The sequence below is a fragment of the Streptomyces sp. SID13031 genome, assembly GCF_010548305.1.
Taxonomy (GTDB): domain Bacteria; phylum Actinomycetota; class Actinomycetes; order Propionibacteriales; family Kribbellaceae; genus Kribbella.
On record NZ_JAAGLV010000007.1, the window covers coordinates 24,847 to 43,953 of the forward strand.

Here is a 19,107-nt window from a genome sequence, read left to right on the forward strand (position 1 = left end):
ATCAACCGAAAGCCACCTGGCCATCGCCTGGCTCACCGCCGGCTCGAACCCTGGTGACCATTTCGGTTGGTCCGAATTTCAGTTCACCCCGTGTCTGTGGAGCGGGTTTCGTGACACGATTTCGGGGTGGACAGGGATGGGTTCTGGGAGCTTGTCGAGGCGGCTCGGGCTGAGGTGGATGACACCGTCGCGGATCCTGATGGGGTCGCTGACGCGTTGAGGAAGGCGCTGGGTGAGTTGGCGCTGGAGGAGATCGCCGGGTTCGGCGTGGAGCTGGAGCGGTTGCTCGCGGAGTCGTACCGGCAGGATCTGTGGGGTGCGGCGTACCTGATCAACGACGGCGCCTCCGATGACGGGTTCGATTTCTTCCGTGGCTGGCTGGTCGCGCAGGGGCGGGAGGTCTGGGAAGCGGCGATGGCCGACCCTGATTCGCTCGCCGATGTGGTCGACGAGGACCTGGGTGAGGGGTTCGAGGGGTTCGACGGCGAGGGGACGCTGAGCGTCGCCCAGCACGCCTACGAGGCGGCGGGTGGCTCGAGTTCGGATTACTGGGAAGCGGTCGAAGCGGCCGGCATCGACACCCCGGATATCCCGATCGGCCAAAACTTCGACTTCGACGACAGCGCCGAGATGGAGACCCGCTACCCCCTCCTGGCCGCACTCCTGGACAGCTAGGGCTGTCCCGACCGACAGGACATAGTGAGGTCCGCGGCCGAGTCCCACGCTCACGGAAGCCCTGACCTACCGCAGTACGGGCACTATGTCCTGTCGGTCGGGACGGTGAGGGGTCAGACGGAGCTCAGGCTGGTTCGCCGCTGAGGCGTTCTATGAAGGTTCGGAGGGAGCGGCGCCAGCCGGCTGGTTGGGTGGGGTCCTCGTCGGCTATGGCGAGGCTGACCAGGTGCTGGGTCATTTCGAAGCCGGCTACGGCCTCGCGGAGGGCCGTGAGGGTTTCTTCCGGTACTGCGTGGCGGCCGTGGTCCGGTTCGTCGTGGTCCTGGCCGGCCGGGTGACTGACCCAGCTTGCGCCGAAGCTGTTCGGGACCAGGAGTTCCGGTACGAGTGATTCGTGCGAGAGGGACGCCAGGTCCTTGTTGCCGTTGTCGATGCTGAAGATCGTCGTACCGCGGCGGCGGACGTCGTCGATGCGCTCCAGCAACGTGTCGGCCGGCGTCTGCTCGGTGACGACCAGGAGCGACTCACCGCGACCCGCCTCGCGGAGGCGGTCGAGGCCGATGGACAGGTGTGGCGGCGCATCCGGCGGTGGCGCCCAGCGGACCAGGGACGGGCGGATGTCCTCGATGCCGGCGCGGTGCAGCTCGTCGTCCAGGTGGGCCGTGAGGTGCCACGGCTCGTCGTCGACGGGGCCGAACAGCATCAGGCCGCCCGTACGGGTGGTGAACCTGCGCAGCGAGTGGGCGAACGCGGTCGTCCGGCTGCCGAGCTCCGTCCCGGTCAGCATCTCGCGCAGGAGCGACGCCTTGGTGAGATCCACCCTTCAAAACTGACACACCTGGGGCTCCGGCGCGACTCGGCGCCCTAGCTCAACCGGTCCGCCTTGGACTGGAGGTAGTTGCGTTCGGGGATCGACGTCGTCCGGCGGGCCGCCAGCAGGTAGCTCGCGCGGGCTCCGTCGAGGTCACCCGACATCTCCAGCAGATGCGCGCGAACCGCTTCGAGGCGGTGGTGTTCGGTGATCCGGTGGTCGGAATCGAGGGGCTCCAGCAGCACCAGCCCTTCCTTCGGCCCGGTCGCCATCGCCACCGCCACGGCGTGGTTGAGCGTCACCATCGGATTGTCGGAGATCTGTTCGAGCACCTGATAGAGCGCGACGATCTGCGGCCAATCGGTGTCCTCGGCCCGCTCGGCGGTTCCATGGACGGCGGCGATCGCGGCCTGCACCTGGTACGGCCCCAGCTGGGTGCGCGAGAGCGCCTCGGTGACCAGCGCCTCGCCTTCGACGATGGCGGCCCTGTTCCACAACGAGCGATCCTGCTCGGCCAGCGGAATCAGCCCGCCATCGGCAGCGGTCCGGGCCGGCCGCCGCGCGTCGGTGAGCAGCATCAACGCCAGCAACCCCGCGACCTCACCGTCGTCGGGCAGCAACCGGCGAACCCCACGCACCAACCGGATCGCCTCCGTCGTCAGCTCTGCGCTGTGCAACGAAGCCCCGGACGAGGCGGTGTAGCCCTCGTTGAAGATCAGATAGAGAACGTGCAGCACAGCGCCCATCCGGGCATCACGCTCAGCCTCGGGCGGCATCTCGAACGTACTGCCCGCCTGCTTGATACTCCGCTTGGCCCGCGAGATCCGCTGCGCCATCGTTGCCTCAGGCACCAAAAACCCGGCCGCGATCTGCGCCGTGGTCAAACCGCCGACAGCCCTTAGGGTCAAGGCGATCTGCGATGCAGCCGACACCGCCGGATGGCAGCAAAGGAACAGCAATGTCAACGTGTCGTCCCGCCCACCCGGGTCATCGACATCGGGCGCCGAAGCGACGAACTCCTCCGGCGCCGCGAGATTGGCCGCGTTCTCCTCACGCCGCCGCCGCGCCGACTCGCTCCGGAGCAGGTCGGTCAACCGCCGCGAACCGACTCTGATCAGCCAGCCGCGCGGGTTGTCCGGAACGCCCTCCTCGGGCCACTGCTGGGCAGCCGCGAGCAGGGCCTCCTGCACAGCCTCCTCGGCCAGGTCGAAGTGCCCGTAGTGCCGGACGAGCGCGCTGAGCACCTGCGGCGTCTCCTCCCGCAGCAGGTGCTCGAAGTCGCTCACATCTCCAGCCCGGAGCTGTCCATCACAGGTCGCACCTCCACGGCGAGGTACTTCGCGTCCGGCATCCGGGCGGCGTAGTCGATCGCCTCGTCGATGTTGTCGCACTCCACCAGGTAGAAGCCGGCCAGGTGTTCCTTGGCTTCGGCGTACGGGCCGTCGGTGGTCGTCCGGGTGTCGTCGCGGACGGAGACGGTCCTGGTGGTGATCGGATCGGCGAGTCCGGCGGCGCTGACCAGCATGCCCTGCTCGGTCAGCTCCTGCATCAGCTCGGCGTGCGACCGGGCCAGGCCCTCGCGCTGCTCGGCCGACAGTCCGGCCCAGCTCTCCTCATTGCTGTAGATCAGCAGCATGTACTTCACAGGCACCATCCTGACGGGTCGCAGAGGTCCCGGTGACCCCCTCTCACCCGGTACGTCGTAGCAACCCGCCGTGATTTCGACATGGCGACGAGCGAGATCTCCAGAATGTCGAGTCCCTGATCTGGGGTCCGACGTACTGGGCAAGTGACGCTCAGCCCGGGCGTCCGCAGTACCGGAGGCCCTGCATCATGGAGAACGGCAGCATGGAAACCAACCCCGATCCGAAGCGGTGGTTCGCTCTCGCCCTGCTCTGCCTGGTGGGGTTCATGATCATCCTGGACGCGTCGATCGTTCTCGTCGCGGTGCCGTCGATCGGGCGCGAGCTGACCTTCTCCACCGGCGGGGTGCAGTGGGTACCCAGCGGATACGCGCTGATGTTCGGCGGTCTATTGCTCCTCGGTGGCCGCGTGTCGGACCTCCTGGGCCGGCGGCGCGTACTGGTCGCAGGGCTGCTCTTGTTCGCGGCCTCCTCGCTGCTGTGCGGGTTCGCCTGGTCAGGGGATGCACTGGTGTTCGCCCGCGGCCTCCAGGGGATCGCTGCCGCAGTACTGGCTCCTAGTGCGCTCTCCATCGTGATGACGACGTTCCCCGACGGTGCTGAGCGGAACAAGGCGCTGGGGATCTGGGGAGCGACCAGCGGAGTCGGCGGTACTGCAGGCTCACTCGTCGGCGGCCCGGTGACGGATGGGCTCGGCTGGCAGTGGATCTTCTTCATCAACGTGCCCGTATGCCTGCTGGTGGTCGCGCTGGCGCCGGTACTCCTCAAGGACAGCCGTGGACCCGGGAGACGCGGTTTCGACCTGGCCGGCGCCGTCACGGTGACCGCTGCGCTGATCGTTCTCGTCTACGCCGTGATCGAGGCGCCCACCTCATCGGCCGGGCGGACCACGTTGCTCGCACTCGCGTCCGCGGCCCTCTTCGCGTTGTTCGTGCTGGTGGAGAAGCGGTCGGCGGCACCACTCGTCCCGTTGCGGATCTTCCGGTCGCGCGCGGTGGTCGGTGGCAACCTGATCGGGATGACGTGGGGGCTGGCGGCCTTCGGGTTGAACTTCGTCTACACGCAGTACGCCCAACTGGCGCTGGGGGCATCGGCGATCCGGTACGGGCTGATGTCGTCCGTTCTCGCGGCGGCGGCCGTCGGCGGATCGATCGTCGGGCAGAACCTGGTCACCCGGATCGGGCCGCGCCCAGTGGCTGCCGGCTCGCTGACCCTGGCCGGGATCGGGAGCACGGTGATGAGCCTGCTCTCGGTCTCCTCCGGGTACTTCGAAGTGGCGTTCTGGGGGCTGACCATCTTCGGCGCCGGACTCGGCGCCGGGTCCGTGGCCGGGTCGATCGCGGCGCTGAGCGAGGTCGCCGAGAAGGACTCCGGCGTCGCGTCGGGGCTGCAGAACGCGTCGTTCCAGATCGGTGGCGCGGTGGGGATCGCGATCCTGTCCGCGGTAGCGATCGGGAACACGAACGGATTGACGCCGGCCGCGCTCGTCTCGGGCTACCGGGTCGCGTTCGCGGCGTGCTGGGCGTTCATCGCGGTCGGTCTGGTCGGCACCAGCCTGCTGGTCGGCAAGAAGCGCGCGGCAGCCCGCGAAGCAGTAGCCCTCGGCGCCTGAGCAAGGGAGTGGGGTGGCGCAACGGCGAGGGTTGGTGGGTTGGGGTGGGCTTAGGTGCTGAGGACGGTGGGGCGGAGCTCGACTCGGTCGCCGACGAGAGTCGAGACCCGACCGGCCACCTGTTGGGCGCGCTCGTCGTCGGCGACGTCGACCAGGAAGAAGCCCGCGAGCTGCTCCTTGGCTTCGCCGAACGGCCCATCGGTGATCACCCGGACGCCGTCGCGGATCTGGACCACCCGGCCCTCGCCCGGGAAGTCGAGCCCCTCGGAGCTGACCAGCTCGCCGGTGCCGGCCAGCTCGTCCTTGAGCTTCGTCAGCTCACGCGTCACCTGGAGATCCGCTGGGGATCCGGTCAAGGTGTCGTCGCCGTAGATCAGTACGAGGTACTTCATACCGCCGGATCGTAACCACCCGGACCGACAGAACCCCGCGAGCCCGAGAGCTCGCGGGGTTCTGGTTACTTCGGCCGATCAGAACCAGTGGCGTCGTCCCCCGACAGCGCGACCGGTCGATCCCAGCAGGAACAACACTGCTCCGACGATGAGCAAGATGATGCCGATCGTCCACAGGATCGGGACACTCAACAAGAATCCCAGTAACAACAGGACCAGACCGAGGATGAGCATGAAGCCTCCCTTATCTCCTCAGGCCGCCAGGCGGGGGTTGGCGGCACCAACACCTGGTGCCCACCCGTAATCCCCGCTAATCGGACGGATCGGAGTCAGCCTCGCCAGGGGAACCGCGGCGGACGCTTGGCCTGGAAGGCGGTGATGCCTTCGACCAGCTCGCCACTGGCGATCGTCTCCTGGTACCGCCGGAAGGCGAGCGGATCCGCGTCGGTCTCGGCGAGGAGCGCGTTGACGGTCTCCTTCGCCGAGCGGATGGTCAACTGCGAGCGCGAGACCAGCGTCGCGGCGAAGTCGGCCGCTCCTTCGTCGAGCGCATCCTCAGCAAAGACCCGATCGACCAGACCCTTCGCGTACGCCTCCTCGGCGGTCAGCAGCTCACCACTGAAGAGCAGGTACTTCGTGGTCGCGGGCCCGACCAGATCGAGCAGCACCTTGATCGCGGCCGGCGGGTAGACCACTCCGATCCGCGCCGGCGTCACCCCGTACGTCGAACCGCTCGCCGCGAACCGAAAGTCGCAGTTGGCAGCGATCTCGAGGCCGCCGCCGATGCAGTGCCCGCGGACCACCGCGATCGTCGGCTTCGGGAACTCGCGCAGAGCGGCCTGGGCGCGCAGATTGTGCGCGCGGAGCTCCGCCATCGGATCGGCCGGGTCGGCGCCGGAGACGAGTTCACCGATGTCGGCGCCCGCTGAGAAGCTCGGGCCGGCGCCGGTGACCAGGAGGACCTCGACCGACGGATCCGCGGCCAGCTCCGCCAGCAGCCCCGGCAGTGCCTCCCACATCGCCCGAGTGAGTGCGTTCCGTTTGGGTACCCGGTCGATCACGAGCCGGGCCACCGTACCGGTCTCGACACTGAACCCGAGGTCGTCCATAACGCGCAGTCAAGCAGAGACCACCGCCCGGCGCCGCAGGGAAAATCACATCGCTGAGCGTGCGCCATGTTCGCAATTCGTTAAAACTCCGCGCCGGTTGGTGGACTCGTCAGGAAGTGTGCTTCACTCCTCCAGTCGATAACGTTTTGATCTCGACCGATTGGGTGAAGCAGTGGCTGAAGGACGGCATAGACAGGCGCGGCACCGTCAACCGCGCCCGAAGGTGATCGGCCCAGGCATCGTGAAGGTTGCGATCCCCGGTGCCGCGGTGGCGCTCCTGGCCACCGGATCCGCAGTCGCATTTCCCGACGAAGCCCCGAAGCAGGATGTACCTACCGCCAGCTCGTCCCTGCAGCTGAAGCGTGAGGTACCGACCAGCCGGGACGCTCTTCGTCCGTCGCTCGACCTGGCTCCGACCACGGCGCCGAAGGCGAAGACCACGCCGGGTGCGAAGCACCTGAAGAAGCAGGCTCCGATCCCGAAGCCGTCGTCGGTCAAGACGCGGGCGGCCGAGAGCGTGAAGACGGTCCTGCCGCCGAAGATCACCGGCAGCAAGTTCACCACCACCGATGTGAACGTGTGGTCCACTCCCGTCACCGGCACCCTGCTCACGGTCCTGGAGAAGGGCAGCAAGGTCTCCGTCACCGGCAAGGTCGACGGCATCTGGGCCGAGATCGTCCAGAGCGGCGTCTCCCGCTGGGTCAAGGCGCAGTACCTGGCCGCGACCAAGCCCGTGGAGGGGGCCGTCGAAGGCACCGCGTCGCAGGCAGCCTGCAAGTCCGGCTCCAGCGTCGAGGAAGGCCTCACGGCGGACGCCATCCGCGTCCACCGCGCGATCTGCAACCTGTTCCCCTCCGTCACCTCGTACGGCGGTCTGCGCAGCGGCGACAGCGGCAGCGAGCACTCCAGCGGCCGCGCACTCGACATCATGGTCAGCGGTCAGACCGGCCAGGAGATCGCCGACTGGCTCCGGGCCAACCGCAAGGCCATGGGCGTCAGCGAACTGATCTGGGAGCAGCACATCTGGACGGTCCAGCGCAGCAGCGAAGGCTGGCGCGCGATGGAGGACCGTGGTGGCACCACGGCCAACCACTACGACCACGTGCACGTCAGCGTCTACGGCAACTCCGGCACCGCCTGATCAACGCGTTCGAAGGCCCGGCTCCTCCTCCTTGGAGAGCCGGGCCTTCTGCGTTGTCAGGGTTCGAGGTTGTGGTTCAGGTGGAAGAAGTTGTCCGGGTCATAGGCACGCTTGACCGCGCGCAGGCGGGTCAGGTCGGCTTCGCAGTACGCCGAGGCCGCGCGCGACGGGTCGGCCAGGAAGTTGAGGAAGGTGCGACCGGTGTTCCGCAGTACGGGCTCCAGGTCGGGGACCTCCTGGTCGATGATCAGCGAGTACGTCGCCTCGCGGTGGCCGACCGGGCCCGCGCCGGGGCCGGGGTGAGCCATCGCGCCGCCCCAGTGGCGGATCTCCACGGTCGCGCTGGGCAGCTCGGCCAGCGCGTCGAGTAGATCGTCCGGGAGCGTGTCGAGCAGGTCCAGGTAGCGGGCCGGGGTACCGCCCATCGCGGACTCGCCGTACGGGGTCGTCTTGAGTTCCCCGGCCAGGACCGGGCCGGCCTCCTCGAACAGGGGCTTCAGGAGGTGCTCGGCGAGTTCGGCCTCACCGGAGTACGAGGCCTTGATCGCGAGAGCGCGGGTTCCCTCGGGCGTGCGGGTGAGCACGATGGCGGTGCTCAGCTCGTTGGGGATGGTGGCTGACCAGTCGCGATAGAACTTGAGCGTCTCGGCCGCGTTGTCGACGCCGAAGTACACGATGCCGGAGTGGACCTGCGGAACGGAGTACAGGCGGAACTCGAGTGAGGTGACGATGCCGAAGTTGCCGCTGCCGCCGCGGATCGCCCAGAACAGCTCGGGGTGCTCGTCGGCGCTCGCGGTGACCACGCGGCCGTCCGCGGTGACGACCTCGGCACGGATCACGCTGTCAGCCGCGAACCCGTACTTCCGAGCGAGCCAGCCGACGCCTCCGCCGAGCGTGTAGCCGGTGACCCCGACGTCCCGTGAGGACCCTGCGAGCGGCGCCAGCCCGAACTGCCCGGCCGCGTCGATCACTGCGCCCCAGCGGGTACCCGGGCCGACCTTGGCGATCTTGCGCTGCGGATCGACCAGCACGGCCGTCATCGCAGAGGTCTTGAGCAGGATGCCCCCATCGGCCGGCACTCGAGTCCCATGCCCAGTCGCCTGTACTGCGAGCGGCAGCCCGAGTTGCCGGGCAGCACGTACTGCCCGCTGTACGTCCGACCTGCTGCACGCCTCGGCAACCACCAACGGCCGCGAGTCGAACGTCGGTACCACCGACTGCCGCAGTACGTCGTACTCGGCGTCGCCCGGCCGGTGAACCGCTCCTTGGAACCCAGCGCCGAGAAGGCTCGCAACAACGTCGCTACCGCTCGTCTCTGCCGTGAAGATCGTCTGCGTGCTCATCGTGCCGCTCCCTCGCGTGTGCCTGCCTCTTATCCACACGTCGAAGCGGATCGGCTCAGATAGACACGACCCTTGGAACTATTTCGGTCAGACCGGGATCGGGAGGGATTTGAGGCGGGAGAGGTCGGCGAGGATGTTGATCTCGGTGATCCTGCCGTTGTGGACGGCGACGCCCATGACGCCCACCAGGGTGTCGCCGACGACGGTGATCATGCCGGGGTAGCCGTTGACGAGGGCTGGGCGGGTGTTCGGGGCCAGGCGGGTGAAGGTGAGTGCTTGTTCGACGACGGCCAGGGCGCCGCGGACCAGCTTGGTCACGGCGGGGCCGTTGGCTTGCGTAGTACCGGCGTCTGCCCGGAGGACGACGTCGGGGTCGAGGATGGACAGCAATGCCTCGAAGTCGCCGCTGCGGGAGGCGGCGATGAACGCGTCGACGACCTCGCGCTGACGGTTCACGTCGTTGTCGGCGACCGGGGCGCCCTGGACGCGGCGGCGGGCGCGCGAGGCGAGCTGCCGGGCGGCTGCCGGGGTCTTGCCGACGATCTCGGCGACCTCGTCGAAGCTCAACCCGAACATGTCGTGCAGCACGAAGGCGAGCCGCTCGGCCGGCGACAGTTTGTCCAGGACGACCATCATCGCCAGCCCGACCGCGTCGGCCTGAGCTGCCTCTTCCGCGGGGTCGAGTGGGCTCAAAATCGGATCGGGTACGAACACGTCGAGGGGGTCCTCGCGGCGTGACTTGCGGCTGCGCAGCTGGTCGAGGCAGACCCGCGACACCACGGTCGTCAGCCAGCCGGCGAGGTTCTGGATCTCGCTCACGTCGGACCGGCTCAGCCGCAGCCAGGCCTCCTGGACGGCATCCTCGGCCTCGCTGACCGAACCGAGCATCCGGTACGCCACCGACCGCAGCTGGGTGCGATTCTCCTCGAACTTGCCGGCCAGTTGGTCAAAGTCGTCCACAGGTCACAATCTCCCGTCGCGGTCCGTCAACACCTTGACGGTCGGAAGGCCCATCATGTGACAACCGGCCCGCGTCCGCTGATCATTACCGCCATGACCGAACGTCAGCTCGTCTTCGAGGACCACTTCGACGGACCGACCCTCGATCCCGCCGTCTGGGTCCCGAACTACCTTCCCCAGTGGAGTTCCCGCGCCGCGACAGCCGCGCAGTACGAGCTGGCGGACTCCTGCCTGCGGCTGTTCATCCCGCCCGGCCAGGCCCTGTGGTGTGAGGACGACCACACGCCGCGGATGCGCGTCTCGGGCATCCAGTCGGGCAACTTCTCGGGGCCGGCCGGCAGCACGATCGGCCAGCAGCCGTACCGCGAAGGCCTGCTCGTCCGCGAGGAACAGAAGCCGTTCTGGGGCTGGACCCCCACCGGCGGCTACATCGAGCTACGCGCCCGCGCCGTCGTCTCCCCCCGCTCGATGGTCGCCCTGTGGATGGTCGGCCTGGAAGACACCCCCGAACGCTGCGCCGAGATCTGCATAACCGAGATGTTCGGCAAATCGGTCGTGGCAGGCGAATCGGTCGAGGTCGGCATGGGCCTCCACACCTTCCGAGACCCCACCGTCCCCGAAGACTTCGCCGCTCCCCGCCTCCCCCTCGACCCCACCGACTTCCACCTGTACGCCGCAGACTGGTCCCCCGACCAAGTCGACTTCTACGTGGACGACGTCCTGATCCGCACCTGCCCGAATCCCCCGTCCTACCCCCTGCAACTGATGCTCGCCGTCTTCGACTTCCCCGACGACGGCCCGCTGGATGACCGGGTGCCCGAGTTCGTCATCGACTACATCCGCGGCTACAGCCAGCGATAGTGCCGCCCAAGGACCAGGAACAGTACGCCGGCGATCAACACCATCAGTGCTCCGACGATAGTCACGACCAGCGAGCCGGTCCGCAGGTAGAGCAGTCCGATCGCCCCTAGGAGGCTACTCACGAATCGCCGCAACGCCCTCGAACTCCACAACCGTCCAGGCGAAGACACCCCTGACGCAGCACCCTTTGCACCTTTGGTCATCACGAGCTCCCATCCATTGCATTTGGATAGCGATCGACACCACAGATAGTAGATCGGCAAATGCAATGGATGGCATAATAGGAAATCATACTTATTGGTCACTTAATAGCCGGACTATTGTCCGCTCTTGTCAGCCGTCGCCATCTGTGGTCACCTGTCGTCATCTGTAGTCGGGCGAGCGTGAGCGGGAGCAGCCAGTGCGACGAACACAGAACCCATCGTCATCCCTGGAGGATGCGCTCCGATGGCTCGCCACCAGGAACGACGCCCTTCCAACAGAGCTGTTCATGTACGCGATCGTGGATCCGACCACCGAGGTTGCTGCAGCACTTCGATTGATGATCGAACCGACAGCCTCCATGCCGACTGGTACGCCGCAGTCGCGCGCATTCGCCGCTTGGGGCCTGATCGTTCATGAGATCGAGAGGTTCGGACCGTCGGAGAACTCGCGTGGCCGCAATGCCCTGCGGGCCGCATTTCGTCTGCACCGGCGGCAAGAGATCACAGAACCATGGGAGGCGACCCTGGGTGGCCGATTTGCTCAGCTGAAGAACGATCTCGGTGCCGTTTTTGGAAACCCGGTTACCACAACCCCCATCCATAAGGCATGGGCAGACGCCCTAACCAAGAGACTCGTACCGGTTCTCACCATCAAGTTGCGACTGCTCGCCGAGAACGGCTCCGGATGGGCGTTCTACGCGGACCTGGCTCGGCGGACTGAGGGCGACTCGTCTACCGACATCGGGATCGATACGGAAGCCTCGATGACCGAGAGCCGGGAGTCGCCTGCCGAGGGCAAGAAGGATCCTGGCTCGCGCCGCGCTCTCAATAGGCTCCCATCCGAGGGCGCTCAACCAGTATTTATGGACCTAATGGTCACCACGGTGATAATGAAGCATCGAACAGCCCATCGTCGAATTACGGAGCGATTGATCACCTCTAAAATCGATGGACTTACAAGCTATGTCGCAGTTGCGGTTTCAGGCACAATTGGACTCGCCCCCGCCGTCCGCGCAGTCTGGGGCTGCAGAGCCGTCAAGCTGACACCTCGCAGGCACGGCGAGCCCGTACTGACCAAACTCGTGTTTCCACGCTCATTGCGGATCGACGAAAAGCACTTCTTCTCATCCGAAGCTATAGACAACGAGTTGCGGGCCGAGCGCGAGGGTGTCGACGTCGAGGTCGACCATCACGGGATCGCCCCCGGGGAGTTGGTTCGTGGCCATACTCCAGTCAGGGGCCTCACCATCCGGGTTCAATTCGATGAGGGCCACGTACCTGCTGGCTGTTGGTGGCATGCGGAGCAAACCGTGCGAGATCGCCGGAAGCCCCCGCCTGCAGATAGCGATCGATGGCTACCCATCGTCGGCCAATCCATTGAGCACACATTTGTCGAGAGATGCCATCCACGAGAAGTGTACGGAGTAGGGTTTCTATGGGACTGAAGACTCGTTCCTCAGCCGACTGGAGTAGTCAAGCTAGCCAGTAGTTGCAGCTTCTCGTGGGAGGGTGTGCCGGGGGTGGCGTGGTAGGTGATGAGCATCTGCTGGGGCGCGCCCGGTAGGGACAGCTTTTCGTAGTTCAGGGTCAGGGTGCCTACTTGCGGGTGGTTCAGGCGGGTGGTGCCACTCGTTTTCTGGCGGACGTCTTGTTTGGCCCACAAGGTGCGGAAGCGGTCGCTGTGCAGGCTGAGTTCGCCGATGAGGTCGATCACCTGGGGGTCGTCGATCGCGGGGACGATGATCGAGCGGAGGTAGGCGACGGCCTTCGCGGTCGTCTCGTCCCAGTCTTCGTAGAACTCGCGCATTTCCGGTTCCAGGAAGGCTGCGCGCAAGGTGTTGATGCCGGGCGCGAAATAGGGGCTTAACGCAATGGCCATGGGATTCGCTGCCAGGGTGGACATGTAGCGGCCGTGGACCAGCGCCGGTGTGGTTGTCCAGCTGTCGATCAGGCTCTGTACTCCGGCGCTGACCTGCTCGGGGCGAGCCGCGCGGCGGCGAACCGGTTTGGTCGGGGTGGAGAGCTTCTTGAGGTAGGTCTCGGCGTCGGTGTCCAGTTGGAGCGCGCGGGAGAGGCTGTCGAGCACTTGGTCCGAGGGGTGGCGGTCGCGGCCTTGCTCCAGCCGCAGGTAGTACTCAACGCTGATACCGGCTAGCAGCGCGACCTCCTCCCGCCGCAGGCCCGGTACGCGTCTACGGCTGCCGCCTGGCAGGCCTACGTCTTCTGGGCGCAGCCGCTCGCGGCGTACCTTCAGGTACTCGCCGAGATTGCTCATGCTTCCAGAGTAGAGGCCTCGTGGTGACTCATCCTGTCCCTGTCGCTACCAGTGTCGGCAGGGCCTTCTTGGCCTTCGCAAACCGACACATCATCAAGGTATGAACACCTTTGGCTTCACCTCAACCGCTAGCGAAGTACTGGCCGGGGTCGACTTGTCCGGCCAGCGTGCCCTTGTCACCGGGGCAAACTCGGGCATCGGCGCCGAGACCGCCCGCGCGCTCGCGGCAGCCGGTGCCGACGTCGTACTCGCCGTCCGGAACGTTGTCGCAGGCAAGGAAATCGCCGCGGCCATCGAGAACGCCCAGGTCGCCGAGCTGGATCTCGCTGATCTCGCCTCGATCCGCTCGTTCGTCGCAGCGTGGGACGGACCGCTTCACCTCCTGGTCAACAACGCCGGCATCATGGGCGTCCCCGAGCTCACCCGTACTGCGGAGGGCCGCGAGCTCCAGTTCGCCGTGAACTTCCTCGGCCATTTCGCCCTCACCACCGGACTCCACGACGCCCTCACCCAAGCGGGCGGCGCCCGGATCGTCTCGCTCAGCTCCAACGCTCACCTGATGGCGCCGCCGGTCTTCGACGACCTCGACTGGGTCTACCGCCCGTACAACCCGATCGGGGCGTATGGCGAGTCGAAGACCGCCACCATCCTCCTCGCCGTCGAGGCGAGCAGGCGCTGGTCGAGCGATGGCATCGTCGCCAACGCGGTCAACCCCGGCGCGATCGCCACCAACCTGCAGAAGCACACCGGTGGACTCCGTACGCCGGTCGAGCGCCGCAAAACCGTCGAGCAGGGCGCTGCCACGTCCGTCCTCGCGGCAACACTCACCAGCGGCGGCCGGTACTACGAGGACTGCGCCGAGGCTCCCGTATTGACCGGCCCACCGGTGATGTTCGGCGGCGGGGTCGCCCCCTTCGCGCTCGATCCGGCGAACGCCGAGCGACTCTGGGAGGTCGCCACGGCCCTGGTGTCCTGACCCGCCTTGCTCTCGCCGCAACCCTGGTCTCGTGAGGCTGGGCGCGCTGGATCGCGCATAGCGACCCATTGACCCAGCGAGCTAGCGCGCTTGGAAGAGGCCGGTGGCGCGGTAGGCGGCGTACATCTGCCAGACGGCCTCCGTCTGCGGCTGCAGCGGTTCCGGTGCCTCACCGGCCTCGAAGAACCGCGCCTGGATGACCTCATCGGCTCCAGGGACCAGGTCACCCGTCCACTGCCTCGCCTCGAACAGCAATGCGTAGCACTGCAGCCGGTCGCCGTTGGGATAGGTGATCGTGTGCAACTCGGCCTCCGACAGCGACCCGAACGGAACCAGGTCAACAGGCTCAACCCGCAGCCCCGACTCCTCCAGCAACTCCTGCGCTGCGGTCTCACGGAAGCTCATCCCCGGCTCAGCAGCGCCACCGGGCAGCTCCCAGAGGCCGGAGTCCTTCCGCTGCTGGAAGAGCACCTGGTCGCGGTCATCCACCACGACCACCTGAGCACCCGGCATCAGCAGCAACTGCTGGCCGACTACCTGCCGCAACTGCCAGAGATATGAACCTTCGTAGACCATGCCTGGAGTATTACGTGCGGTAACGGAGGAGGGGGTGAACCACCCCTCCCAGAGCTCACGCGGTTTTGGTAGCCCGGAACACAAGTAGGCGGGAATCGTCGGCCAACGGCTGTTGGCGCCAACCGGCGTGGACCTCGATCTCACCGAAGCCGGCGCTCTCCAGGCCGGCGCGGATCTCGTCGGCCGTGCGGAAGTACAGGGCAGTGGTGAGGACAGTGTCGACGCCGTCCTCGAACACGTTGTGGGCGTCGAAGACCACCCGCCCGTTGTCGACCTCGGTGACCTCCATCCACTCCCGGAGATGACCGGCCGGCGTATCGCGTTCGCCGTACGTCGCCTCCGCTCCCCACTGCTCCCAGGCCCGCGCCGCCGGATTGCGGCTCTCGAAGCTGAGCACGCCACCAGGTCGCAGCGCGGCCGCCAGCGCTCCGAGCACCCAGGGGAAGTCCTCCGTACTGATGTGCATCATCGTGTTGCCGCTGCTGACCACCAGCTCCGCATCGCCGGCGCCCTCGACCGCACTGGCGTCGCCATCCACCCAGGTGACAGCCTCGGCGCCCGGCTGCCTCCGCGCGTAGCCGAGCATCGTCGCGCTCGGATCGACCCCGATGACAACGCGCCCAGGCACGGCGAAGGCCCGGGTCAGCAGGCCGGTACCGCAGCCGAAGTCGACGACCTTCTTGGCCGTGAGCTCATCAGCGAGCTGGAGGTAGAAGTCGTGATCCTCCCCGGCCCCGTTGTCCTCGTCGTACAAGCCGACCAGTCGCTCATCCCCGTACGGATCCAGACTCATACCGCGCAGACTACGGAGCGCCACCCGGCCACGCAAAGAGTTAACGAGCCGGTACAGACTCCTCAGACCGCTAGCCGAGACCACCAAACCCCTTACTGACAAAGGGGTCCAGGCTGACGACTGACTCATGCCCGAATGGCAGCTCCAGCCCCGAGGCCACCACGTCGGCATGCTCGGCCGCGAGAGCGTCGTACGAGTCCCGCGTAGCGGCGACTGAAGCTGAATCCACCATGCCCACGAACCCTAGGCGACACCCGCCGCCCCTCCGGCCGATCCGGCCTCTTTGTGCACGACGTGAGTAGATTGGCGGGCGCGATCCGCTCACCTCGTGCACAAGGTCGCGGGTGAGATACGTCGCGCCGACGCCGGGCCACCAGCGGATGACTGATCGGGTCGTGGTTGAATCTCGCGGGTCAAACGTATGAACGGGGCTGAGAAGTAGAGGAGGTCGCGTGAACAGGCTTACGCGCGCGCTGATCGGGATTCCTGCAGCGGCAGTACTCATCATGGCCGGGACGACGACCGTGGCGTCGGCTGCGGACGGGGCGCCGAGTGGTGCGCCGCCTTCCGGTCTCGGTGTCTGGTGTGTGTCGGTGACCGGCGCGAAGGCGTGCTTCGCCGAGTACGGCGACCGCGTCTGGGTGAAGGACACCAAGGCGAACGGCCAATCCGCCGCCGCCACGCTCCAGGACCAGGAATCGTCGTCGAGCTGGTACCGGGAGTGCTTCAACCGCCGCGGCGAGGCCGGCGGATGGGTGATGTGCGACTTCGACGTGCCGGAGAACAACGAGGGCCTGCTGTGGGCCGTCAACAACCCCTTCCTCGGTGCCGAGGCCAGCACAAAGATCTGGACCAGCATCACCTGATCCGCATCCTGTAGCGGAGGGCGTGGGATTCGAACCCACGATTACGGTCACCCGCAATACCGGTTTTCAAGACCAAGCTGCCCGGAGCGCCCGATAGTGGCTCTGACCTGCACAAACGTCGGGCGCTAGGGGTCAGCGAGGCGGCTCCATTGCACGCATTCTGCACGGATGCCACGAAAGCCCGGCCTGGACAGCAGCCGACTCCGACTCCGGCAGTACCGGGCTGGCCGTTTCCGGCCCCCATCTGGCGACAACTACTGCTGATCAAAGTGGGTCGAGCTGGCCTCCCAGGCGCACCTATCGTCGGAACAGATGAAGCCGCCGGCTGCGTGCCGGGTGGAGCGCCCGTAGTGATGAGAGTCGATCGTCAGGGCAAGGACGGGCGCGCCGCAGGTCGGGCACACGTGATGGGTAGGTCTCTCAGATGCCAGGTTCATAGCCGCACCGTAGGGTGACGAGTGGATTAGTGTCGCGTCGGACGCAGAAAAGCCAGGAACTGGCCGTTCACCCGTCTCGGGCCGCGCCTGGGGAGCTGTCTCCGGCCTCTGTGGCCCCGTGAAGTTCGCGCAGGAAGTCTTCGCCAAACGTGGTCAACCCATGCACGAAGTCCATCCCCTGGTCCCACGACGTTCGGGCGTCTAGCAGGCTGAGGTTGACGAGAGTTTGCAGTAGGGGCGATGGATACTTGCGACCGACGTCGAGTATCCGCTGGTTGATCTCTCGCTCAGCTCCGCGAGCGGCCTGCGGCCGTTCCCCGGATGACTCGACCTCCTGCTGGACTCGCCAGATGTCTTCGAGGCAGCGGACGTGGGGAGCCTCGATCTGCGACAACACATCGGTCATCAGGATTGCATCGTCGATCATTGCGTCATCCAGAACTGCGTCGGCAACCACCAGGCCCAGCAACAGCCGCTTTGCCTCTAGGCCTGAGTTGGCAGCAGCTTGGATCGCGCGCCCGAAGACGGCGTCTAGATCCTCGGATTCCGCAAGTCGCTCTTGGAGTTGCTCGGGAGTGACTTTCTCGCCGATCACTCCCAGCGTCTGCAAAGCTCGATACTCGTAGCGCTTCCGATATCCATCCCAAATCTCGACTGCCCCTGCGCCTACTACAGGCACCATTCCGAGTAGCGCCCGGCCCCAGATTTGCACGTGCCCCGGTGGCTCGATCTTGTTTGAAGTCACGTGATCAGAGTCGCACCCTGAACGACATGAGTCAGCCCCCAACCTGGCGATCTGGTTGGGGGCTGACTGGGTGCCGCTGCTCACCCGCCTAGCATCGTCTCGATCCGGTCCATCGCCTGTTCCTCGCGACCGTCGAGGCATTTGGCGTAGATCCGCATCAACACCTCCAGTGACTGCCCTGCCCAGTCGGCAACGCGCTTCGGTTCGACACCACTGGCCAGCCAAGTCGAGACAGCAGCGTGCCGCAGGTCGTAGGGGCGCTTGGCCAGCTTGGAGGCGCGGGCCATCTCTTCACCGAACGCCGCAACTCGGGCGGCGCTCCAGATTGTCTGATAGGTCTTGCCGGGCACCATTCCACCTCGCTGTCCCCAGAACAGCCGTCCGTGCGGATCAACGCCGAACTGCTCTAGGTGCTGGTGGTAGATCCCGGTCAGCTTTGAGGGGCACGGTGTCCACCGTCCCGTCCCTACGTCGCGATGCTTCAGTTGTCGCTTGTCTCGCTCCTCGCCATCATCGGTCCACGCACCGCCCGCGAATGGGGTGGAGCCGGTCAGATAGAGCTTGCCCCGGCCTTCGTCGGGAATGTGCAGGTTGGCCTTGGTCAACTCCGCCGCCTCGCCGGGCCGCAGCGCGGCGTAGTACATGCTGGCAAAGAAGGCGACCATTCGCGGCCCGCTGCCGGGGAGGCTGCCCACGGCCTGCAGTAGTGCCTCAGCCTGTTGTGGATTGGGGACAGTCGCCGGATCAACTACATCTGCGGTGTACTTCGCCCGCCGTTCCTTCTTGATGGTCGTGATCGGGTTAGCTGCTAGGTGACCCTCTTCGACTGCAAATTCGCACAGGTTCCACAACACCGCACGCCGGCGTGCCATGTAGGTGCGCGACGCGGGCTTTCCGTCGAGTTTGGTCCCGACCGCAGCGAGGGCGGCCCGGATCGTTTCGGCCTTGGCGAGATCATTGAGTTGTTTACTGTTTCCGGCAGCACACTTAAGCAATGCCTGAACATCCTCCGGCGCGTCGTTGCGACGGCCGGTATTGAAAGCCCACTTGTACAGCGCACCTCGCAGCGCCTTGGCTTCCTTGCCAGTCTTCCGGCCCTTCAACATGACCGGGGTGACGGCAACCAAGGCGTCCACGATGCTACGTCGGGAGTTTGCCGCCGCGCTTGGCCACTTCATGTCGATGTACTGGCAGGCGAAGTCGTAGAAGCTCACCTTGCTAGCGGTAACTCGCGCCTCGGAGATCGGCCGCCCGGTGTCGCAATAGAAGGCCTCACCACGACCGACGGCACTGACCAGCTTCGCTAGCTCTTTGTTGGCAAGAGTCCTGTTCGTCCTGGTCAGACTGAACCCCTCTTTGGCAACTCTCCAGCGAAGGGTGTAACTGTGCTTGCCTTTGGCAAGGTCATTGACCATCAATGTCTCGGACAGCCGAACATCAAACGTCGTCTCCATCAGGCAGCCTCCTCCCGGCTATCGAGCCAGCGTTCAAGCTCGACTCTGCGAACGCGGATCTCCCCGTTGGGGAGTTTGATGCAGCGCGGCCCGACGCCCTTCGTTCGCCATTCGTAGAAGGTCGATCGGGAGACGCCCAGGTCTTCGCAGACCTCGGTGACGGTCAGTCGCGCACGGCTGGTGATCGCCGTCGTGGTGGCACTCACGTCTGGTGTCTCCTTCTGGTGTTCGAGCA

Annotated in this window: 22 protein-coding genes; 7 read left to right on the forward strand and 15 right to left on the reverse strand. The window is 66.1% G+C overall.

Going from position 1 to position 19,107, the window contains the following annotated elements:
- Positions 1-126: 126 nt before the first annotated feature.
- Positions 127-675: a DUF4240 domain-containing protein gene (locus tag G3I17_RS15565; protein ID WP_164596756.1), complete on the forward strand. Its 549-nt coding sequence runs from the start codon at positions 127-129 to the stop codon at positions 673-675.
- Positions 676-799: 124 nt separating this feature from the next.
- Here G3I17_RS15565 and G3I17_RS15570 read toward each other — a convergent pair whose 3' ends face one another.
- Genes G3I17_RS15570 through G3I17_RS15580 form a run of 3 tightly spaced genes read right to left on the reverse strand, consistent with a single transcriptional unit; the run spans position 800 to position 3,122 of the window.
- Positions 800-1,495: a hypothetical protein gene (locus G3I17_RS15570; protein WP_164596757.1), complete on the reverse strand. Its 696-nt coding sequence runs from the start codon at positions 1,493-1,495 to the stop codon at positions 800-802.
- A gap of 44 nt (positions 1,496-1,539) precedes the next feature.
- Entirely contained in the window at positions 1,540-2,772 is a 1,233-nt protein-coding gene (locus tag G3I17_RS15575) for a DUF6596 domain-containing protein (protein ID WP_164596758.1), read from the reverse strand.
- Positions 2,769-3,122, reverse strand: coding sequence for a YciI family protein (locus G3I17_RS15580; protein ID WP_203590316.1), 354 nt, complete (start codon positions 3,120-3,122; stop codon positions 2,769-2,771). Before G3I17_RS15580 ends, G3I17_RS15575 begins: the two co-directional genes overlap by 4 nt.
- A gap of 212 nt (positions 3,123-3,334) precedes the next feature.
- On the opposite strand from G3I17_RS15580, the gene G3I17_RS15585 reads away from it, so the two are divergent.
- Positions 3,335-4,741: an MFS transporter gene (locus tag G3I17_RS15585; RefSeq protein WP_164596760.1), complete on the forward strand. Its 1,407-nt coding sequence runs from the start codon at positions 3,335-3,337 to the stop codon at positions 4,739-4,741.
- A gap of 50 nt (positions 4,742-4,791) precedes the next feature.
- Here the strand turns inward: G3I17_RS15585 and G3I17_RS15590 are convergent, their stop codons facing one another.
- The 3 genes from G3I17_RS15590 to G3I17_RS15595 form a co-directional block, all read right to left on the reverse strand.
- Complete coding sequence (locus G3I17_RS15590; protein ID WP_164596761.1) at positions 4,792-5,133, reverse strand: YciI family protein; 342 nt, start codon at positions 5,131-5,133, stop codon at positions 4,792-4,794.
- 78 nt (positions 5,134-5,211) lie between these two features.
- Positions 5,212-5,367, reverse strand: coding sequence for a DUF6131 family protein (locus G3I17_RS39815; RefSeq protein ID WP_203590267.1), 156 nt, complete (start codon positions 5,365-5,367; stop codon positions 5,212-5,214).
- Positions 5,368-5,462: 95 nt separating this feature from the next.
- Positions 5,463-6,242 carry an enoyl-CoA hydratase/isomerase family protein gene (locus G3I17_RS15595; RefSeq protein WP_164596762.1) on the reverse strand — a complete coding sequence of 260 codons (780 nt, stop codon included), beginning with the start codon at positions 6,240-6,242 and terminating at the stop codon, positions 5,463-5,465.
- Positions 6,243-6,414: 172 nt separating this feature from the next.
- Here G3I17_RS15595 and G3I17_RS15600 point away from each other — a divergent pair, with 172 nt between their 5' ends.
- A complete protein-coding gene (locus tag G3I17_RS15600) occupies positions 6,415-7,383 on the forward strand; it encodes an SH3 domain-containing protein (RefSeq protein ID WP_203590268.1) in 969 nt (322 codons plus the stop codon).
- A 56-nt stretch (positions 7,384-7,439) separates the two neighbouring features.
- Here the strand turns inward: G3I17_RS15600 and G3I17_RS15605 are convergent, their stop codons facing one another.
- The gene (locus G3I17_RS15605; RefSeq protein ID WP_164596763.1) at positions 7,440-8,726 is read right to left on the reverse strand and encodes an FAD-dependent oxidoreductase; all 1,287 of its coding nucleotides are present in this window, start codon (positions 8,724-8,726) and stop codon (positions 7,440-7,442) included.
- 87 nt (positions 8,727-8,813) lie between these two features.
- Positions 8,814-9,686, reverse strand: a complete 873-nt coding sequence (sigJ, locus tag G3I17_RS15610; protein WP_164596764.1) for an RNA polymerase sigma factor SigJ — start codon at positions 9,684-9,686, stop codon at positions 8,814-8,816.
- 93 nt (positions 9,687-9,779) lie between these two features.
- Here sigJ and G3I17_RS15615 point away from each other — a divergent pair, with 93 nt between their 5' ends.
- Positions 9,780-10,547 carry a glycoside hydrolase family 16 protein gene (locus G3I17_RS15615; protein ID WP_164596765.1) on the forward strand — a complete coding sequence of 256 codons (768 nt, stop codon included), beginning with the start codon at positions 9,780-9,782 and terminating at the stop codon, positions 10,545-10,547.
- Here the strand turns inward: G3I17_RS15615 and G3I17_RS15620 are convergent.
- Positions 10,532-10,669: a hypothetical protein gene (locus G3I17_RS15620; protein ID WP_164596766.1), complete on the reverse strand. Its 138-nt coding sequence runs from the start codon at positions 10,667-10,669 to the stop codon at positions 10,532-10,534. The genes G3I17_RS15615 and G3I17_RS15620 overlap by 16 nt on opposite strands.
- A gap of 368 nt (positions 10,670-11,037) precedes the next feature.
- On the opposite strand from G3I17_RS15620, the gene G3I17_RS15625 reads away from it, so the two are divergent.
- A complete protein-coding gene (locus tag G3I17_RS15625; protein WP_164596767.1) occupies positions 11,038-12,195 on the forward strand; it encodes a hypothetical protein in 1,158 nt (385 codons plus the stop codon).
- A gap of 11 nt (positions 12,196-12,206) precedes the next feature.
- Here the strand turns inward: G3I17_RS15625 and G3I17_RS15630 are convergent, their stop codons facing one another.
- Positions 12,207-13,025 (reverse strand): helix-turn-helix transcriptional regulator, encoded by an 819-nt coding sequence (locus tag G3I17_RS15630; protein ID WP_164596768.1) that lies wholly within the window; start codon positions 13,023-13,025, stop codon positions 12,207-12,209.
- A 100-nt stretch (positions 13,026-13,125) separates the two neighbouring features.
- Here G3I17_RS15630 and G3I17_RS15635 point away from each other — a divergent pair, with 100 nt between their 5' ends.
- Positions 13,126-14,001: an SDR family NAD(P)-dependent oxidoreductase gene (locus tag G3I17_RS15635; protein WP_164596769.1), complete on the forward strand. Its 876-nt coding sequence runs from the start codon at positions 13,126-13,128 to the stop codon at positions 13,999-14,001.
- A gap of 81 nt (positions 14,002-14,082) precedes the next feature.
- Here G3I17_RS15635 and G3I17_RS15640 read toward each other — a convergent pair whose 3' ends face one another.
- Positions 14,083-14,577, reverse strand: coding sequence for an NUDIX domain-containing protein (locus G3I17_RS15640; protein ID WP_164596770.1), 495 nt, complete (start codon positions 14,575-14,577; stop codon positions 14,083-14,085).
- Between the two features lie 55 nt (positions 14,578-14,632).
- Entirely contained in the window at positions 14,633-15,370 is a 738-nt protein-coding gene (locus tag G3I17_RS15645) for a class I SAM-dependent methyltransferase (RefSeq protein ID WP_164596771.1), read from the reverse strand.
- 452 nt (positions 15,371-15,822) lie between these two features.
- On the opposite strand from G3I17_RS15645, the gene G3I17_RS15650 reads away from it, so the two are divergent.
- A complete protein-coding gene (locus tag G3I17_RS15650; RefSeq protein WP_164596772.1) occupies positions 15,823-16,236 on the forward strand; it encodes a hypothetical protein in 414 nt (137 codons plus the stop codon).
- A 504-nt stretch (positions 16,237-16,740) separates the two neighbouring features.
- Here G3I17_RS15650 and G3I17_RS15655 read toward each other — a convergent pair.
- From G3I17_RS15655 to G3I17_RS40760, 3 genes are all read right to left on the reverse strand, one after another.
- Positions 16,741-17,418, reverse strand: a complete 678-nt coding sequence (locus G3I17_RS15655; protein WP_164596773.1) for a hypothetical protein — start codon at positions 17,416-17,418, stop codon at positions 16,741-16,743.
- Positions 17,419-17,498: 80 nt separating this feature from the next.
- A complete protein-coding gene (locus G3I17_RS15660) occupies positions 17,499-18,872 on the reverse strand; it encodes a site-specific integrase (RefSeq protein WP_164596774.1) in 1,374 nt (457 codons plus the stop codon).
- Positions 18,872-19,078: a helix-turn-helix domain-containing protein gene (locus tag G3I17_RS40760; protein WP_343238322.1), complete on the reverse strand. Its 207-nt coding sequence runs from the start codon at positions 19,076-19,078 to the stop codon at positions 18,872-18,874. The genes G3I17_RS15660 and G3I17_RS40760 overlap by 1 nt, the downstream gene beginning before the upstream one ends.
- Between the last annotated feature and the right edge of the window lie 29 nt (positions 19,079-19,107).

What these genes read in the sequence shown, in the direction of transcription:
- G3I17_RS15605 (WP_164596763.1), bottom strand. Translation starts at nt 8,726, where the DNA reads ATGAGCACGCAGACGATCTTCACGGCAGAGACGAGCGGTAGCGACGTT.
- G3I17_RS15595 (WP_164596762.1), bottom strand. Translation starts at nt 6,242, where the DNA reads ATGGACGACCTCGGGTTCAGTGTCGAGACCGGTACGGTGGCCCGGCTC.
- G3I17_RS15625 (WP_164596767.1), top strand. Translation starts at nt 11,038, where the DNA reads ATGTACGCGATCGTGGATCCGACCACCGAGGTTGCTGCAGCACTTCGA.
- G3I17_RS39815 (WP_203590267.1), bottom strand. Translation starts at nt 5,367, where the DNA reads ATGCTCATCCTCGGTCTGGTCCTGTTGTTACTGGGATTCTTGTTGAGT.
- G3I17_RS15635 (WP_164596769.1), top strand. Translation starts at nt 13,126, where the DNA reads ATGAACACCTTTGGCTTCACCTCAACCGCTAGCGAAGTACTGGCCGGG.
- G3I17_RS15585 (WP_164596760.1), top strand. Translation starts at nt 3,335, where the DNA reads ATGGAAACCAACCCCGATCCGAAGCGGTGGTTCGCTCTCGCCCTGCTC.
- G3I17_RS15590 (WP_164596761.1), bottom strand. Translation starts at nt 5,133, where the DNA reads ATGAAGTACCTCGTACTGATCTACGGCGACGACACCTTGACCGGATCC.
- G3I17_RS15615 (WP_164596765.1), top strand. Translation starts at nt 9,780, where the DNA reads ATGACCGAACGTCAGCTCGTCTTCGAGGACCACTTCGACGGACCGACC.
- G3I17_RS15630 (WP_164596768.1), bottom strand. Translation starts at nt 13,025, where the DNA reads ATGAGCAATCTCGGCGAGTACCTGAAGGTACGCCGCGAGCGGCTGCGC.
- G3I17_RS15640 (WP_164596770.1), bottom strand. Translation starts at nt 14,577, where the DNA reads ATGGTCTACGAAGGTTCATATCTCTGGCAGTTGCGGCAGGTAGTCGGC.
- G3I17_RS15660 (WP_164596774.1), bottom strand. Translation starts at nt 18,872, where the DNA reads ATGGAGACGACGTTTGATGTTCGGCTGTCCGAGACATTGATGGTCAAT.
- G3I17_RS15580 (WP_203590316.1), bottom strand. Translation starts at nt 3,122, where the DNA reads ATGCTGCTGATCTACAGCAATGAGGAGAGCTGGGCCGGACTGTCGGCC.
- G3I17_RS15645 (WP_164596771.1), bottom strand. Translation starts at nt 15,370, where the DNA reads ATGAGTCTGGATCCGTACGGGGATGAGCGACTGGTCGGCTTGTACGAC.